Below are 15,345 nucleotides of genomic sequence, written 5' to 3' on the forward strand. Positions count from 1 at the left end.
AATCTGAACAAAGGGTTATAACAAAGGGGTATAATAAAAAGTGGAAGAGGGTGGAATCGTATAGATTTCACCCTCTTTTTGCATGAATCTGGCTGCAGGACGGAAATAATGCATTTTAATATTTGTTCATTGCGCTCATAGGTTCCCTTGTAACTTAGTAAGATAACGTTTTGTCATAATACCTAGAAGAACCTCGACAAGGATTGCAAAAAATACAATGACAAATACTTGATCTGAAAAACGATCAAACAACACACCATATAAGGACTGACCAATTGGATAAGAACACATCACGATTGTTGCAACAACCGCGCTTACTTTTCCTAGCATTTCATTTGGTGTCTCTGTTTGGATAAATGTTTGTGCAAAAATGGTGAAAATCCCTACTGATGCCAAGCATAAAAAAGTACTTATACAAATAACAATATAAGCAATCATTGGCTGTATTTGTAGACCTGATACAATTGCTATGGGTAATAGCATGACTCCTCCTAATATGATGAAAACATGAGAATTATGAATGCTATACTTTTTACCTACTAATCCAATAGAAAGGCCTGCTCCAATCGATCCGATTGCCAAGAAGCTTTCAGCAAAACCGTATAGTTGTGAACTTAGACCAAGCTGCACTTTTATAATATAAGGCAAGCCGATCATAATCATTGAGGAAAAAAACAAATTAATTGATGCAACCACTAGTAAAATCTTAAATAAAACTTGATTATCTTTACTAATAAATGTTAATGCCAGCTTTAAATCCACAATTACTGTATTTATTACTTTTCCATTTGATGCTTGTTTAATAAAAGGGATACGTATAAATACTTCTAAGAGTGATGAAATAAAGAATGCAATTGCGCTAACTATTACGATTACCTTTAAATCTAAAAATCCATACAGCATTCCACCTAAAATCGGTCCTAAGAAATTAGCAAGGGCATTTACTTGGACAACCACTCCATTTGCTTGCAGCAAATGATTGCTATCTACCAATACAGGAATACTTGATTGAACAGCTGGTTGATACATAGACTGAATAATGGAGAGAATAATCATCACACCTGCCACTATGTAGACAATTTGGTTGCTCCCTAATTGTGTAAGAAACAAGATACACACTAATGAAGTGATAATATCCAAACATATCATGATATTCCTGCGATTGACCCGATCTGCTAGCACGCCACCAAAAGGTGATAATAAGATTGTAGGAATCATTGATACCGCAAGGATACTTCCAAAAGCTGCAGCTGAACCAGTCACATCCAAAATATACAGTGATAGAGAAAAACGCAGAATAGAATTGCCGAATAAAGAAATAATTTGACCAATAATCAATAGCGTAAAATCTTTTTTAAATAGTGTACTTTGTTTCATTAAAATTTCTTCCCTTCGTATAAAAACAAATACAACAAACCAACCGACGGTATGTTTGAATTAAATAATATACTGCCTTCTTAAAGGCAGCTCATTATTTAAATATGTTTTTCAGATAATTATTCATTGCATTTAAAACATCTTCGTCTATAAACGGAATACCCATAAGTTCAGTAAGTTCTTTTAAATACAAAATTTTACGTTCTAAATCTGTTTCATTTCCTTGACCTATCATTGGACTTAGCCAAACGTTATTTAATAATAAGATAACTTCACTCGCACTTTTGCTATCCGATATAGAAATTGAGCCATCTTTTTTTCCTTCTTCGATTAGCTCTTGTAAGATTGGTACACCATGTTTTAGCGTACCATTCAATAAGATACTAACGAATTTAGGGTTTTCCGTTAAAGATATAGCCATTTTATCAAACTGCTGCTTTTCAAGATTCTCAAATTCAGTACAGATGATCTTTTTTAGTTTCTGCAATCCATTTAAATGGTTAAGATTTTTGAATTTTTCAATTGAATTTGGATAATAGAAACCCTTATCACCAATTGCATGCAAGATGTCTTCCTTTGATTTGAAGTGATGATAAATAGCGCCTTTACTCATGCCCAATTCATTTATAATATCTTGAATTGTTGTTTGTTCATAACCCTTTTCTAAAAATAATCGATACGAAATTGAAAGGATTTGTTCAATGGTTTTTTCAGGATATTTATTTCGAGCCATGTTTCCTCCTTTATACATACCAATGGTATGTATAAAGGGTAACACTTCGAAAATTATAAGTCAAATACATTTCAATACATGAAAAACGGATGCAGGTTGGAAATTCAATATGACACACAGGCGGAAAGTGAATGAAGTGCAGGAAGAAATTTATGTACGGACACCAAAAAATCAGACAATATGAAAGAGATTTGGCCATTTTCCGATCTCTTTTTTGCGTTATTTTCATTGGTGAATATATAACCTTGAAAAATCCCTCCATATTTGAAAGTACCTGTCGGTAGATGAAGGATGAAAAACATCGGATTTTTGTAACGATACAATGATGGAATTCGCCTAATACATGGGACAGGATTTCAATGCTGAACGATAAAATGTGCTAATATGGAAACTGGGTGCTGGCTGCAAGCATACTCATTTTGAAAGGAGTGTTTTTATGATTTCTGGCTTTGGACAGCAGGCATTAATTAGCATTCTATCCCATTTAGCATTTATTGCACTTGCATGGTGGGCTTTACAGGCATTGCGCATTGACCAAATTTTAAAGCCAAATCGCGTATTCCAAGCAAGAGTATTATACATATTATTATCAATTGTGATTGGATCATCTGTAAGCAATTTCTTCCTTGATTATCTCCTATGGTCCCAACAGCTTCCGCTTATTCTGCAAATCGTCTATTAAGGAGAGAATCCATCGAGAAATCAACTTGCTTGCCAGATTTCTCCCGATACCATAAATATAGGCCTTCGTACATGTTTTCATTTTGGCTATTATTAAGTACAATTCTATTTGTTATGCTTATTTTCAACGATGAATGATCAGGAAGTAATCCCAATTTATTCAATGATGAATATAATAACGAAACCAGTTTTTTTCATCAAGAAAAATGTATATGGTTGACTGGTCTGTAAAGAAAAATCCTTCCCAGTGAACCTAAATCGCTTTTGTCAAAAAGTGACGACTTTTCCTGCGTATGCTCCTCTTCTCCTTGGTAACAATTGTAGTAAGGGGAGGAGTTACCATTGAAAAAAACAAAAAAGATTTTAGCAATAGTTGTTCTTATTGGTTTTATGTTAGTAAATATTGGGAATAAAACGACAGTAGCAGTTGGGGAGCTTGACTTGTTGAAAATAGCGTCCGTTTTACAGGACGAGAATATTTTAATCACTGAATGGTCTTTACATGCGAGAGAAAAAATGGAAATGCTCGATAAGGTGGAAATTAAGGATTATACTAAAGAGCTGAAGCAGCAATTTCCTAACTGGGAATGGTCAGTACAAACAAGCAAAGGTCATTCTGAAGCTGTTGCCGTTTTAAAACATGGAAGTGAAACAGAAACAATAAAAATTCTATCTACCCCCATAAAAGACCACTTTCAAACGTATGTGATTTATGAGGTGAAAGGACAAGGGTGGGACCAAAAGGCAGAGGAATCCTTATCAAAAAGAATGACCGACAGAATAACTGACATATTTCGAGGAAATGCCACAACTTTCTCTTGTATCAAAGGCGAATTCAATGATAAAATAGATAAGACTTTGCCATTGGAAATAAAGCATTTATTAGCTGTTTTTAAAGCAAAGGAAGTCGAGGCATTAAAGGAAGATGCCTTTATTGCTAGCTCAGCCTATTCGACAATGTTTTCAGAATCTGTTGAAGCTGGCGAAAAAGAAATGAATGTACAACTAGGAATACGAAATCAAGGAATGGGCGGAAAGACTACCATTGTAGTTGGCACACCTATTATAACGATTGAATATTAATATAGAGAAAATGGACGCGGAGGGGAATACACTTTGGAAAAAATCATCGTCCGCGGCGGCAATAGGCTAAGCGGTACTGTCAAAGTAGAAGGAGCAAAGAATGCTGTCTTACCGGTTATCGCCGCAACACTATTAGCAAGTGATGGGAAAAGCGTAATTCGTGATGTACCTACACTCTCCGATGTATATACGATTAATGAAGTATTACGCTATTTAAACGCTGAAGTTGCGTTTAAAGATAACACCGTTACTGTAAATGCATCCCGAGAGTTAAGTGTTGAAGCGCCTTTTGAATATGTACGCAAAATGCGTGCTTCCGTTTTAGTTATGGGCTCATTATTAGCGCGTAATGGCCGTGCACGAGTAGCATTACCTGGCGGATGTGCCATTGGTTCTCGCCCGATTGATCAGCATTTAAAGGGCTTTGAAGCAATGGGTGCGACTGTTAAGGTCGGCAATGGCTTTATTGAAGCAGAGGCTGCTGGTGGACGCCTGCACGGAGCGAAAATATATCTTGATTTCCCAAGCGTAGGAGCTACTGAAAATATTATGATGGCTGCTACTCTTGCAAAAGGAACAACTATTTTAGAAAATGTTGCAAAGGAACCAGAAATTGTTGACCTTGCAAACTTCCTGAATAAAATGGGTGCAAAAGTTAGAGGTGCTGGAACAGGTACAATTCGCATTGAAGGTGTCGATGTATTATTTGGTGCAGACCACAATATTATTCCTGACCGTATTGAAGCGGGAACCTTTATGGTTGCAGCTGCAATTACTGGAGGAGATGTGCTTGTACAAGGAGCAGTTCCAGAACATTCGACTTCTTTAATTGCAAAGATGGAAGAAATGGGCGTTATTTTTATCGAAGAAGCAGAAGGTATCCGTGTTTTAGGACCAGATAAGTTAAAAGCAGTCGATATTAAAACCATGCCTCATCCAGGCTTTCCAACAGATATGCAATCCCAAATGATGGCATTATTACTGCATGCAAACGGCACAAGTGTCATTACAGAAACAGTATTCGAAAATCGTTTCATGCATGTGGAAGAATTCCGCCGTATGAATGCTGATGTTAAAATCGAAGGACGCTCCGTAATTATGAATGGTCCATCTAACTTACAAGGAGCGGAAGTAGCCGCAACGGATCTCCGTGCTGCAGCTGCATTAATTCTAACAGGATTAGTAGCTGACGGGGTCACTCGTGTGACGGAATTAAAGCATTTAGACCGTGGCTATGTCAACTTCCATCAAAAGCTTGCTGCATTAGGTGCAGATATTGAACGAATTTCAGAAAAAGAAGAAACCGTTGTAAATGAAGAAGCATATATTACAGATATGAATGCTTAATTTTTAATAAAAACGCATTATTCACCTGTCAGACTTCTGACTAGTTGAGCAATGCGTTTTTTATTTATATGCATCTTAAACGTGCTTGCGAGAAGCATTTGGGACTTATCAAGCAACATTTCATACTTATCATACAAATCGAACATTTCCCGAAAGTTATCAAGCATTTCCCAATAGTTATCAAGCATCTTCTGAGATATATCGAGCATTCCGACGTATCAGGCCCCATATAAAAAATATCTAGCACAATAGTAGGCTTATTGAGTATTTCCCCAAATTTATCGAGCATTTCCCGTTTACGAAGTGTTTTTCCACTTCAACCGTCATTTCATATCCTTCTAAAATTTTGTCATAATCGCTTGTCCAATCCCATAAGAATGAAATGAAGACGGACTCATTGGGAGTCTTAAGATTACATTCCTATGGAGGCTTAAATCATGAACACACCAAAATTCAAACTTTTCATCGTACTAGGCGCATTATTGTTTGTCATCACACTTATGATTCCATCCTTAGTCGTGCTTCCTTTCACAGAGGATCAAGCAACCGGAAAACTTGGGGAGCAGCTAAAAAAGGGGGAAAGCCCAGCGGAAACAAAGGTCACGTCTTCTGGTCCAGCCGTTGAAGTAGCCGTTTTCCAAATGCAGAAGAAGCAAACAGTAACACTTCCTCTTGAAGAATATATTGTTGGTGTCGTTGCATCTGAGATGCCGAGAGAATTTGAGAAAGAAGCCTTAAAAGCACAGGCTTTGGCTGCCAGAACCTATATTGTCAATCAAATGCTAAAGGAAAGTAAAACGGAGCTGCCAGGCGGAGCACTTGTAACCGATACAATTCAGCACCAAGTATATAAGGATGATGCCGAGCTAAGAAGGATTTTCAAAGATGATTATAGTTGGGCGATAAAGAAAATTAGAGAAGCTGTGAGCGAAACGAGCGGACAAATTATCACCTATAATGGTTCCCCCATTGATGCGAGTTTCTTTTCAACTAGCAATGGCTATACAGAAAATCCAGAAGAAGTATGGCAAATGCCGCTCCCTTATTTAAAAAGTGTGGAAAGCCCATGGGATCTTAATTCCCCAAAATTCGATGGCCAAAAGGTATTGACTGTTTCAGAATTCGAGCAGAAGCTTGGTGTTAAGCTGCCAAATAACAGCACAATTGGAAACGTAACAGAAAGAACAGCTGGCAAGCGCGTAGGCGAGGTGGAAATCAACGGGAAAACGATCAAAGGGAAGGATATCCGGGATACCCTTGGATTAAAGTCTACGGACTTCACCTGGGAGCGCAAAGGGGACAAAATTATTATTAACACAAAGGGAAATGGCCATGGAGTCGGAATGAGCCAATACGGAGCGAATGGGATGGCTGCAGAGGGCAAAAGCTACAAGGATATTATTGCTCATTATTATCAAGGAGTAGAGGTAACTGCATCCGATAATATTCTAACAAAAGTACTCGCCAAACAATAGAACGATCCACTCAGTATGTAACTGGAATAAGAGAGTTATCGCATCATAAAGCGATAACTCTCTTTTTATGCTTTTTTTAGAAAATGAAGGAAGGCTGCAATCTTTGAGAAGCGCTTATGAAAGGAAGCGCGGTCAATGAAATACCAGCAAATGGCGACACCGGTTACATCTTTGACAACATCTATAAATGTTGCAGACCGGGCAGGCACAAAAGATTGATGAATCTCATCTGTAATCCCATACAGGCAGGCAATGACGGCGCAAACGAGATTGATCTTTTTAGAAAAAGGAATCTTTGTTGTATGCATCGCAAAGACGAATAATAAATAAAGAATGGCGAATTCGATTAAATGCATGGATTCCTTAATAAAGCTGTCAAGTGATAAGTCGGGAAGCTCAACCACTGCATTAGCTGGGAAGCTTGAGAGCGTCCAAATGATCCCCATATATAAAAAGGGAAGAATTCTGAAAATCCATTTCCACATGTTAAAAACTCCTTTTAAAAAATAATTTATCTTTCATGAATAATTTCCTCGCGCTTATCAAAAAATAATCTAAAAAATTTTTTTCTCCACGTGTATATATTTCTTCTATTCTGTTCAGAATGATTGCTGAGGTGATGATAATGAGAGAGGAAGAAAAGAAACGATCTTCTCAAAATTCCAGCTTTAAGCGCTTTTTCAAAAAGCGTTGGGCATTCCCAGCTATCTACATTGTAAGTGCAGCAATCATTCTAAGTGCGGTCCTTTGGTATCAGAACAGCAATAGCGCGAAGAATCAAGATGACTTTGATTATAATGCGACTGATGTTCCAGGAAAAAATATCAATGAACCAGCTGTTGAAGTAAACCGTCAAATGGAAAACTTCATGATGCCTGTAAAAGAGGCTGATTCGCCAGTCATTCAAAGACATTTCTATGATATGAATGGCAAGGCAGAAGAACAAGAAGCAGCTCTCGTATTCTACAATAACAGTTACCATCAAAATACTGGTGTAGATATTGGCATTGAGAGCGGCGAAACATTTGATGTTATTGCAGCACTAAGCGGTACCGTAACGAAAGTAGCTGAAGATGTACTATTGGGAAATGTCATTGAAATTGAACATGACAATGGAATTGTAACACAATATCAGTCTGTTACAGAGATGAATGTTGAGGTTGGCGATCAAGTTAAACAAGGACAAGTTCTTGCAAAAGCAGGAGAAAGCATGTTTGATGAAGAAGCAGGTGTACATGTACACTTTGAAATTCGCAAAGATGGTGTTCCTGTAAATCCGCATAATTACTTCCAAAAGCCATTAAGCTCTCTACAAGAGGACACTTCATCAGATAAAGCGAATGCAGCTGATGAAGAAAAGGCAGAAGAGGACAAAGCTTCAGATGAGCAATCAACTGAAGATGGAAAGTCACTTGAGGAAGATCAACCATTAGAAGATGACAAGTCACTTGAAGAGGATCAATCATCAGAAGAAAATGCTGGTGATAAAGAAAAGGATTCAAGTGAAAAAGACAAAACAGAAGATGGCACAAAACAAGATAAAAAAGAATCTGCAGATGCATAAGAAAAGCGCAAGCGCCTTGGTCATCGCCGTACAAACTGGAAGGACCGCGAATGAGATAAAGGAAACACGGTGAGCGAGAGCGAACCGATGTTGACTTATCGTGGAGGGGGCCTGAAGTTTGATAGGCGATAGGACGCTTGCGCTAGACAATTCTCTAACTCCAAAGTTATACTTTCTTATCTCGAAAGAGAAACCCGCCAAATGGCGGGTTTTTTGCTTATAGTTTAAATTGGTTGACGATCATTCTAAGCTCATCAGCCATTTGGCTAAGGACAGTCGTAGAGGATGAAATTTCCTCCATGGTTGCATTTTGTTCTTCTGCAGCAGCAGCAACATTTTGGGACCGTTCAGAAGCTTCATTTGATAAATGGGCTACTTCATCCATCGTTTGCTGCATATTTTGTGTGCTTGCATTGACCTGTTCAATTACAGCGGAAATTTCCTCTGTTTGAGCGGAAACCTCGCTAACCATTCGGGCAATTTCCTGGAAGCTGGATTGGGTGGTCTTAGCCATTTCAATGCCATTTTCCACATTTTGAAGGGATTCCTCCATCGCTAGATTGGCCTCCATGACTTCCTGACGAATGACACCGATCAAGCTGCTGATTTCACCAGCTGCTCCATTTGACTGCTCTGCTAGCTTGCGAACCTCATCAGCTACTACCGCAAATCCTTTTCCATGTTCTCCAGCTCGTGCTGCTTCAATGGCTGCATTAAGTGCGAGCAGGTTTGTTTGATTCGTAATATCTGTAATCAACGTGACAATTCGTTCAATTTCCTTTGATTTTTGCTCAAGGGAGTTAACGATTTGCGCTGTTGCTGTTGAAGAACGCTGAATATCAACCATCTTATCCATAGTATTATCCATGATTGATGTTCCTTCAACCGTTGCTTCTGTTGTTTCAACGGCCAGGTTAGATACATTACCAACAGATTGAGAGGCTTGATTCATCCCTTTGCCTATTTCCTCGATCACTTTCCGGCTCGTATGGGTGCTCTCTAATTGGACGGATGAGCCCTCTGATATTTCCATAATTGCTTCTGTTACTTGTTGAAGAGAGTTTGATGTTTCTTCAGCACTTGCAGCTAATTCCTCTGAAGTCGAAGCAACTAGACCGACATTTGAGTCGATATTATGAACAATTTTTAGTAATTTATCGAGCATTTGGTTAAAGCTTTCTGCCATCTCACCAATTTCATCCCGATTCTTAATCTTTAATTCTCCAACGGTTAGATCGCCTGTCGCCATTAATGTAAATTTCTCAGCCAGTTTTACGATTGGTTTTTGGATGAGACGTAAGATGAAAATGATCATAGTAATGACGAAAAGAATTGAAATAAATACTAATATTATCATGACAATAGTGTTATTTTTGTATAAATGTATCCCTTGATCTTCAATTTCTGATGCATGTTTTTCGTGCATTGAAATTAGCTCATCGATATCTTTATCCATTGCATCATACAAGACCTGTGCATCATAAAATTGTAATACGGCACTTTCAGTTTGGTTTTGGGTTTTAAGTTCTTTTGCTTTATCTGTTGTCTGTAAGAATGTTTCCCATTTTTTTCGAAGACTTTGACCGATTGCCTTGGCCTCTTCACTTTTTAAGCTTTGTTCCTCATACTCATCGAACATTTGATCAATGTTTACTTTAAGCTCATCCATTTGCTTTAAAAATTTATTGATATATTCCGGGTCGCTCGATAATAAATATTTTTGAGCGGTTGATAAATAGCGCTCTGTTGTAAAATTGATATCGCCAATTTGTCTAATTCCAGGAATAACCTCTGTATTAATAAACTTTGCATTTTCATTCAATCTTGAAGAGGTGACAAATGATGAGGCGCAAATCACACCAATTAATACTAAAAAGGCACCAAAGATAATAACAATTTTCTTGCGGATGGACCATTTCATTCCTGCATTCTCCTTCACTTGATGAATGTGATTTTATGTTGACTATTTATTCGAGACACTTTAGCGAATGATCTTTAAAGTATTTCGACAAAAATCGCTATAAATTTCTTGAACTAATCATAATACGAAATATTTAAATTGGAAAGGCATTTTTTTTAAGAAAAGTCAAATGAAGAGGTCTGACCTCCTTCGACAAATTTCTTGGGAAATACCCTTTTTTCGTCCTATTCCTTCACTTTGTATAAAAATAAAGGTAGTAGGAGATTTCGATGTATTGCTCAAATTTTCAAAAAATTATTTAGATACCTTGTCCCTATTGTGTTTTTGATGCATATATAAGCAACCAAGCTAATAGACTGATACTAACCTTACAAAGAGAGTGTTTGAGGTGAGGAGTCGTTTGCGAAATAATAATGTATGTGCTCGGGACATGTTTATTCATAGCAAGTTCAGAAAGTATTGGCTTTCTGCCGCATGGAGGAAAAGGCGAATTGATTTTATACAAATGAAAACGTGCGGAATGGTGTAGCGGTCAAAGCGAAAAGCGAGTCTCATTTCACACTTCTCACATCCAATTTAGGGAGGGCGAGTGGTGTGCACGATTACATCAAAGAGAGAACTATCAAGATTGGAAAGTATATCGTGGAGACGAGAAAAACGGTTCGCGTTATCGCGAAGGAGTTTGGCGTATCCAAAAGTACAGTCCATAAAGATCTAACGGAAAGACTTCCTGAAATTAATCCCGAATTAGCCGTCGAGGTTAAAGAAATCCTAGATTATCATAAATCAATCCGCCATTTACGAGGGGGAGAAGCAACAAAAATGAAGTACAAAAAGGAGGAGTTAGAAGGCGAGCCCATCAAGTAATTTATGTGAATACAATCATCATAAAAAAGAAGCTAGAGATAAGGGCAATTGGCAATGGGCTAATTGCTTTTATTATTGAAAAGACTACTGTTAGAAGTATGGCAAATCATTTAAATCATCCCTTGTGCCTCTCCTTCCGACAAAAACTAGCAAAAATCCCAACAATTTTTGACAAATCATTATTTAAATCACAGTGAGTGTGGTAGAATATAAAATTAGGATAGAACTTGGTTCGTATAATCAAATGAGCATCTATGAAGCAACAAATAATAAAGCGAAGTTCGCTAAAAATAGCTTAAACATAAGAGATTGTGCTTGGCTGGTTTTCTTTAAAAAGCAGACGCCTTGCGCTTTTCTTATGAGCCAGGGCGGACGAGAAAGGCCAAAAGTGCAAGGAGGAAAGAGTAGGAATGTTTGCGAGGGATATTGGTATTGACTTAGGAACGGCTAACGTGCTTATTCACGTAAAGGGCCGAGGCATTGTATTGAATGAGCCATCTGTTGTAGCAATCGACAGAAACAATAATAAAGTTTTAGCTGTTGGTGAAGAGGCACGCCGCATGGTCGGGCGTACACCTGGAAATATTGCAGCTATTCGTCCATTAAAGGACGGCGTAATTGCAGATTTTGATGTGACAGAAGCGATGTTAAAGCATTTTATTAATAAATTAAATGTGAAAGGCTTTTTATCAAAGCCACGCATTTTAATTTGCTGTCCAACAAACATTACGAGTGTGGAGCAAAAGGCAATTAAAGAAGCGGCTGAAAAAAGCGGCGGCAAAAAAATCTATTTAGAAGAAGAACCGAAAGTAGCAGCAATCGGTGCCGGTATGGATATTTTCCAGCCTAGCGGAAATATGGTTGTTGATATTGGCGGAGGTACAACGGACGTAGCCGTATTATCAATGGGTGATATTGTTACCTCTTCATCCATAAAAATGGCTGGAGACACCTTTGATAGTGAAATCCTTCAATATATTAAACGTGAATACAAGCTTCTGATCGGGGAAAGAACAGCTGAAAATATTAAAATAAATATTGGAACGGTATTCCCAGGCTCAAGAAGCGAAGAAATGGAAATTCGCGGCCGTGACATGGTATCAGGTCTTCCAAGAACGATTACAGTGCGTTCAGAAGAAATTGAACTTGCACTAAGAGAATCGGTTGCTGTCATCGTTCAGGCTGCAAAAAGCGTCCTAGAACGCACACCGCCTGAACTTTCTGCAGATATCATTGACCGCGGTGTGATTCTAACAGGAGGCGGTGCATTGCTTCATGGCATCGATACACTGCTTGCTGAAGAATTAAAGGTTCCTGTCTTAATTGCTGAGAACCCAATGGACTGTGTGGCTATTGGAACCGGTATCATGCTTGACAACATCGATAAGCTTCCTCGTAGAAAGCTCGGATAATAAAGAGATAGCCTGCCTTCTATGGCAGGCTATTTTCGATGAAGGAAATGAAGTTTGGTTCTAGTGTAAAAATTGTTAGTAGATGGATGCTTCATGCCAGGAAATATGGATTGCTTCTGAGCGTTTTTGCATAAATCTCCTATTTCATACTATTTCCTGTAAAAATATAATGTATATTTTCTGTTTTTTTTTTATAATAGAGGTAGTGTCTAAAAATAGATTTGCGAATAGGCGATTCATTTACATATTTAATCGATTAATATAATGAGGTGAACATTTATGTTCAGAGGTTTTTATACCGTTGCGTCTGGGATGCTTGCACAGCAAAGAAGGACGGAAATGTTGACGAATAATATGGCAAATGCCAATACACCTGGCTTTAAAGAAGATCAATCATCATTAAGAGCATTTCCTGAAATGCTTTTGCAGCGGATGGATGATCAAGGCGTTAATATTCCAACTCAAAAAGGGCTCAATCTTCCTTTTAATAAAAGAATTGGCTCTCTTAGTACTGGTGTCTACATGCAGGAGGCGATTCCTGCATTTAAGCAGGGGGATTTAAAGGAAACAGGACTTGGGACAGATATGGCGCTTTTAGACGTCTTTATGCCTGAGAATGGCTCTGTATTTTTTTCCGTTGCTGGTCCAAATGGGGAAACACAGTATACAAGAAATGGAAACTTTACTGTAGATGGGCAAGGCTTTTTAACGACTGCAAGCGGCTTGCAAGTGTTAAATGACGCTGGAAACCCAATCCAGCTAACAAGTGATCAGTTCACAGTCAATGAAAATGGTGTGCTTTCTGGTGAGGGCGGCGTAACAGCAAGACTTGGCATTGGATTTTCGGCTGATGCAAACCGTCTGATCAAGCTTGGAGACGGGCTGTATCAAACGGAGGATGGAAATGCCTTAGCGAATGCTTATAATGAGCCTAACGCACAATTTAAGCTGCAGCAAGGCTTTATCGAGCGTTCCAATGTGGATGTGAGCAGAACGATGACAGATATGATGACTGCTTACCGTGCCTTTGAAGCTAATCAAAAGGTTTTGCAAGCATATGATAAAAGTATGGAGAAAGCCGCAAATGAAGTAGGCAGAATCGGCTAATTTGACTAGTGGAAAGGAGGAAGTGCAATGAATAGAACAATGATTACAGCGACGAATACGCTTTCTCAATTGCAGAAGCAGATGGATATTGTCAGCAATAATATGGCAAACATTGATACAACTGGCTATAAGCGCAGAGAGGCAAGCTTTACCGATCTTTTGTTTCAGCAATTTAATAATCAGCATAATGCGAATGCAGAAGGAAACCGTTTGACGCCAAATGGGATCAGACAAGGGGTTGGGGCAAAGCTTGCTCAATCAAAAATAGTCATGTCGCAAGGAAGCATCAAAAATACCGACCGTGCGCTTGATGCGGCATTCACAAAGGAAGGCCAATATTTCCGTGTGCTCGAGCAAAGTGAAAACGGTTCGGCGATTCGCTATACGCGTGATGGTGCTTTCTACCTGACGCCGCTGTCAGATACGGAAACCATGCTTGTAACGGGGAATGGCTATCCGGTTTTGGATGAAAATAATAATCCGATTACGATCAACGGACAAGTAAATGATTACGAAATAACGACAAATGGGCGTTTGATTGCGAAAATGGAAAATGGCGGGACGAGTGAATTCAATCTTGGTGTCGTTCAAGTGAATAAACCGCAATTCCTTGAGCAAAAAGGCGGCAATCTTCTGGGTCTGCCAGAAAATATGGCTGAATTAAATGTACCTGTGAATGAAATCTTGACTGAGCTGAACGGTCCGATGCGTAATCAAGTCTCAATTCAGCAACGTGCACTGGAACAGTCAAATGTAGATATGTCCAGAGAAATGACCGATCTCATTAACCTCCAGCGCGCCTATCAATTCCAGTCTAGATCCGTTTCAATTGCAGATCAAATGATGGGATTAGTGAACGGAATTCGTTAATCTGCGATAAAGGGGAAAAACAAAATGTCGATAAACAACAATAATCAAGAAGCAGCGAAAACGCGTGAGCAGTTTAAAAAAGAGAGTAACCCCCAACCGGCGAAAGTGCGCAGACGTCGTATACGAGTGCGTATTCTACCGATCTGGCTGCGGATTATCATTGTTGCGGCTTTAATTTTCCTAAGTCTCATTGCTGGTGCGGCCGTCGGATACGGTGTTATTGGGAATGGCGAAGCAAAGGATATATTTAAGAAATCAACGTGGACGCATATTGTTGATTTAATTGAAAAAGAATAAAGGAAAACTAGGTGAGGGGCATGGTGCCTCTCTTTTTTTATGTGAATCATAACAGCCAGGACCCTCCAGCCTATACATACACGGTTTTTTTTAGTAAAATGAAAATAAGATATAACCTATTACTAGTAGGAGGTACTAAAATGCTGGATATTAAGCAAATTAAAGAAATCATTCCCCATCGCTATCCTTTTTTGCTTGTTGATAAGATTCTTGAGGTAGAGGAAGGCCAGAAAGCGATTGGAATCAAAAATGTGACGGCTAATGAGGAATTTTTCAACGGCCACTTTCCGGAGTATCCTGTTATGCCAGGTGTGCTTATTGTTGAGGCGTTGGCACAGGTTGGCGCTGTTGCTATGCTGCTTAAAGAAGAAAACCGTGGCCGTCTTGGTTTTTTAGGCGGGATTGATAAATGCAGATTTAAAAGACAAGTTGTCCCTGGTGATCAGCTGCGTTTAGAAGTTGAAATCATTCGTGTAAAAGGGCCAATCGGCAAAGGGAAGGCTGTCGCTACAGTTGACGGAGAACTCGTCTGTGAAGCGGAAATTACATTTGCATTAAAATAATGATTGAACCTAAGAAAAACCAGAATATACCATGAGATAAAGCCGGCC

Annotated in this window: 16 protein-coding genes; 11 read left to right on the forward strand and 5 right to left on the reverse strand. The window is 38.7% G+C overall.

Going from position 1 to position 15,345, the window contains the following annotated elements; all coding sequences use genetic code 11:
* Positions 1-135: 135 nt before the first annotated feature.
* On the reverse strand, positions 136-1,377 hold the full coding sequence (locus FI644_RS11250; RefSeq protein WP_142108317.1) for an MFS transporter: 1,242 nt from the start codon (positions 1,375-1,377) through the stop codon (positions 136-138).
* A 94-nt stretch (positions 1,378-1,471) separates the two neighbouring features.
* Positions 1,472-2,110, reverse strand: a complete 639-nt coding sequence (locus FI644_RS11255; protein WP_053478566.1) for a TetR/AcrR family transcriptional regulator — start codon at positions 2,108-2,110, stop codon at positions 1,472-1,474.
* 436 nt (positions 2,111-2,546) lie between these two features.
* Here FI644_RS11255 and FI644_RS11260 point away from each other — a divergent pair, with 436 nt between their 5' ends.
* From FI644_RS11260 to murA, 3 genes are all read left to right on the forward strand, one after another.
* The gene (locus tag FI644_RS11260; RefSeq protein WP_053478567.1) at positions 2,547-2,792 is read left to right on the forward strand and encodes a DUF1146 family protein; all 246 of its coding nucleotides are present in this window, start codon (positions 2,547-2,549) and stop codon (positions 2,790-2,792) included.
* 341 nt (positions 2,793-3,133) lie between these two features.
* A complete protein-coding gene (locus tag FI644_RS11265; RefSeq protein ID WP_246067048.1) occupies positions 3,134-3,874 on the forward strand; it encodes a YwmB family TATA-box binding protein in 741 nt (246 codons plus the stop codon).
* 33 nt (positions 3,875-3,907) lie between these two features.
* Positions 3,908-5,221, forward strand: a complete 1,314-nt coding sequence (gene murA, locus FI644_RS11270) for a UDP-N-acetylglucosamine 1-carboxyvinyltransferase (RefSeq protein WP_142108318.1) — start codon at positions 3,908-3,910, stop codon at positions 5,219-5,221.
* 17 nt (positions 5,222-5,238) lie between these two features.
* Here the strand turns inward: murA and FI644_RS11275 are convergent, their stop codons facing one another.
* Positions 5,239-5,430: a hypothetical protein gene (locus FI644_RS11275; RefSeq protein WP_142108319.1), complete on the reverse strand. Its 192-nt coding sequence runs from the start codon at positions 5,428-5,430 to the stop codon at positions 5,239-5,241.
* A gap of 228 nt (positions 5,431-5,658) precedes the next feature.
* Between FI644_RS11275 and spoIID the strand changes: the two genes are divergently transcribed.
* On the forward strand, positions 5,659-6,696 hold the full coding sequence (gene spoIID, locus FI644_RS11280) for a stage II sporulation protein D (RefSeq protein ID WP_142108320.1): 1,038 nt from the start codon (positions 5,659-5,661) through the stop codon (positions 6,694-6,696).
* Between the two features lie 65 nt (positions 6,697-6,761).
* Here spoIID and FI644_RS11285 read toward each other — a convergent pair whose 3' ends face one another.
* Complete coding sequence (locus tag FI644_RS11285; RefSeq protein ID WP_142108321.1) at positions 6,762-7,181, reverse strand: VanZ family protein; 420 nt, start codon at positions 7,179-7,181, stop codon at positions 6,762-6,764.
* A gap of 140 nt (positions 7,182-7,321) precedes the next feature.
* Here FI644_RS11285 and spoIIQ point away from each other — a divergent pair, with 140 nt between their 5' ends.
* A complete protein-coding gene (spoIIQ, locus tag FI644_RS11290) occupies positions 7,322-8,260 on the forward strand; it encodes a stage II sporulation protein SpoIIQ (RefSeq protein ID WP_142108322.1) in 939 nt (312 codons plus the stop codon).
* A gap of 217 nt (positions 8,261-8,477) precedes the next feature.
* On the opposite strand, the gene FI644_RS11295 is transcribed toward spoIIQ, so the two are convergent.
* Entirely contained in the window at positions 8,478-10,181 is a 1,704-nt protein-coding gene (locus FI644_RS11295; RefSeq protein WP_142108323.1) for a methyl-accepting chemotaxis protein, read from the reverse strand.
* Between the two features lie 594 nt (positions 10,182-10,775).
* Between FI644_RS11295 and spoIIID the strand changes: the two genes are divergently transcribed.
* From spoIIID to fabZ, 6 genes are all read left to right on the forward strand, one after another.
* Positions 10,776-11,048, forward strand: a complete 273-nt coding sequence (gene spoIIID / locus FI644_RS11300) for a sporulation transcriptional regulator SpoIIID (RefSeq protein WP_053478845.1) — start codon at positions 10,776-10,778, stop codon at positions 11,046-11,048.
* A gap of 410 nt (positions 11,049-11,458) precedes the next feature.
* Complete coding sequence (locus FI644_RS11305; RefSeq protein ID WP_053478575.1) at positions 11,459-12,460, forward strand: rod shape-determining protein; 1,002 nt, start codon at positions 11,459-11,461, stop codon at positions 12,458-12,460.
* Between the two features lie 279 nt (positions 12,461-12,739).
* On the forward strand, positions 12,740-13,567 hold the full coding sequence (locus tag FI644_RS11310) for a flagellar hook-basal body protein (protein ID WP_053478576.1): 828 nt from the start codon (positions 12,740-12,742) through the stop codon (positions 13,565-13,567).
* Between the two features lie 27 nt (positions 13,568-13,594).
* The gene (locus FI644_RS11315) at positions 13,595-14,437 is read left to right on the forward strand and encodes a flagellar hook-basal body protein (RefSeq protein WP_053478577.1); all 843 of its coding nucleotides are present in this window, start codon (positions 13,595-13,597) and stop codon (positions 14,435-14,437) included.
* A 24-nt stretch (positions 14,438-14,461) separates the two neighbouring features.
* Positions 14,462-14,734, forward strand: coding sequence for a DNA-directed RNA polymerase subunit beta (locus tag FI644_RS11320; protein WP_053478578.1), 273 nt, complete (start codon positions 14,462-14,464; stop codon positions 14,732-14,734).
* A 140-nt stretch (positions 14,735-14,874) separates the two neighbouring features.
* Positions 14,875-15,297: a 3-hydroxyacyl-ACP dehydratase FabZ gene (gene fabZ / locus FI644_RS11325; RefSeq protein WP_053478579.1), complete on the forward strand. Its 423-nt coding sequence runs from the start codon at positions 14,875-14,877 to the stop codon at positions 15,295-15,297.
* The last annotated feature ends 48 nt before the right edge of the window (positions 15,298-15,345 follow it).

The sequence above is a fragment of the Cytobacillus solani genome (assembly GCF_006704205.1).
GTDB classification, from domain to species: domain Bacteria; phylum Bacillota; class Bacilli; order Bacillales; family Cytobacillaceae; genus Cytobacillus; species Cytobacillus solani.

What these genes read in the sequence shown, in the direction of transcription:
- FI644_RS11295 (WP_142108323.1), bottom strand. Translation starts at nt 10,181, where the DNA reads ATGAAATGGTCCATCCGCAAGAAAATTGTTATTATCTTTGGTGCCTTT.
- FI644_RS11260 (WP_053478567.1), top strand. Translation starts at nt 2,547, where the DNA reads ATGATTTCTGGCTTTGGACAGCAGGCATTAATTAGCATTCTATCCCAT.
- FI644_RS11320 (WP_053478578.1), top strand. Translation starts at nt 14,462, where the DNA reads ATGTCGATAAACAACAATAATCAAGAAGCAGCGAAAACGCGTGAGCAG.
- FI644_RS11250 (WP_142108317.1), bottom strand. Translation starts at nt 1,377, where the DNA reads ATGAAACAAAGTACACTATTTAAAAAAGATTTTACGCTATTGATTATT.
- FI644_RS11275 (WP_142108319.1), bottom strand. Translation starts at nt 5,430, where the DNA reads ATGCTCGATATATCTCAGAAGATGCTTGATAACTATTGGGAAATGCTT.
- FI644_RS11310 (WP_053478576.1), top strand. Translation starts at nt 12,740, where the DNA reads ATGTTCAGAGGTTTTTATACCGTTGCGTCTGGGATGCTTGCACAGCAA.
- FI644_RS11305 (WP_053478575.1), top strand. Translation starts at nt 11,459, where the DNA reads ATGTTTGCGAGGGATATTGGTATTGACTTAGGAACGGCTAACGTGCTT.
- spoIID (WP_142108320.1), top strand. Translation starts at nt 5,659, where the DNA reads ATGAACACACCAAAATTCAAACTTTTCATCGTACTAGGCGCATTATTG.
- fabZ (WP_053478579.1), top strand. Translation starts at nt 14,875, where the DNA reads ATGCTGGATATTAAGCAAATTAAAGAAATCATTCCCCATCGCTATCCT.
- spoIIQ (WP_142108322.1), top strand. Translation starts at nt 7,322, where the DNA reads ATGAGAGAGGAAGAAAAGAAACGATCTTCTCAAAATTCCAGCTTTAAG.
- FI644_RS11285 (WP_142108321.1), bottom strand. Translation starts at nt 7,181, where the DNA reads ATGTGGAAATGGATTTTCAGAATTCTTCCCTTTTTATATATGGGGATC.
- FI644_RS11255 (WP_053478566.1), bottom strand. Translation starts at nt 2,110, where the DNA reads ATGGCTCGAAATAAATATCCTGAAAAAACCATTGAACAAATCCTTTCA.
- FI644_RS11315 (WP_053478577.1), top strand. Translation starts at nt 13,595, where the DNA reads ATGAATAGAACAATGATTACAGCGACGAATACGCTTTCTCAATTGCAG.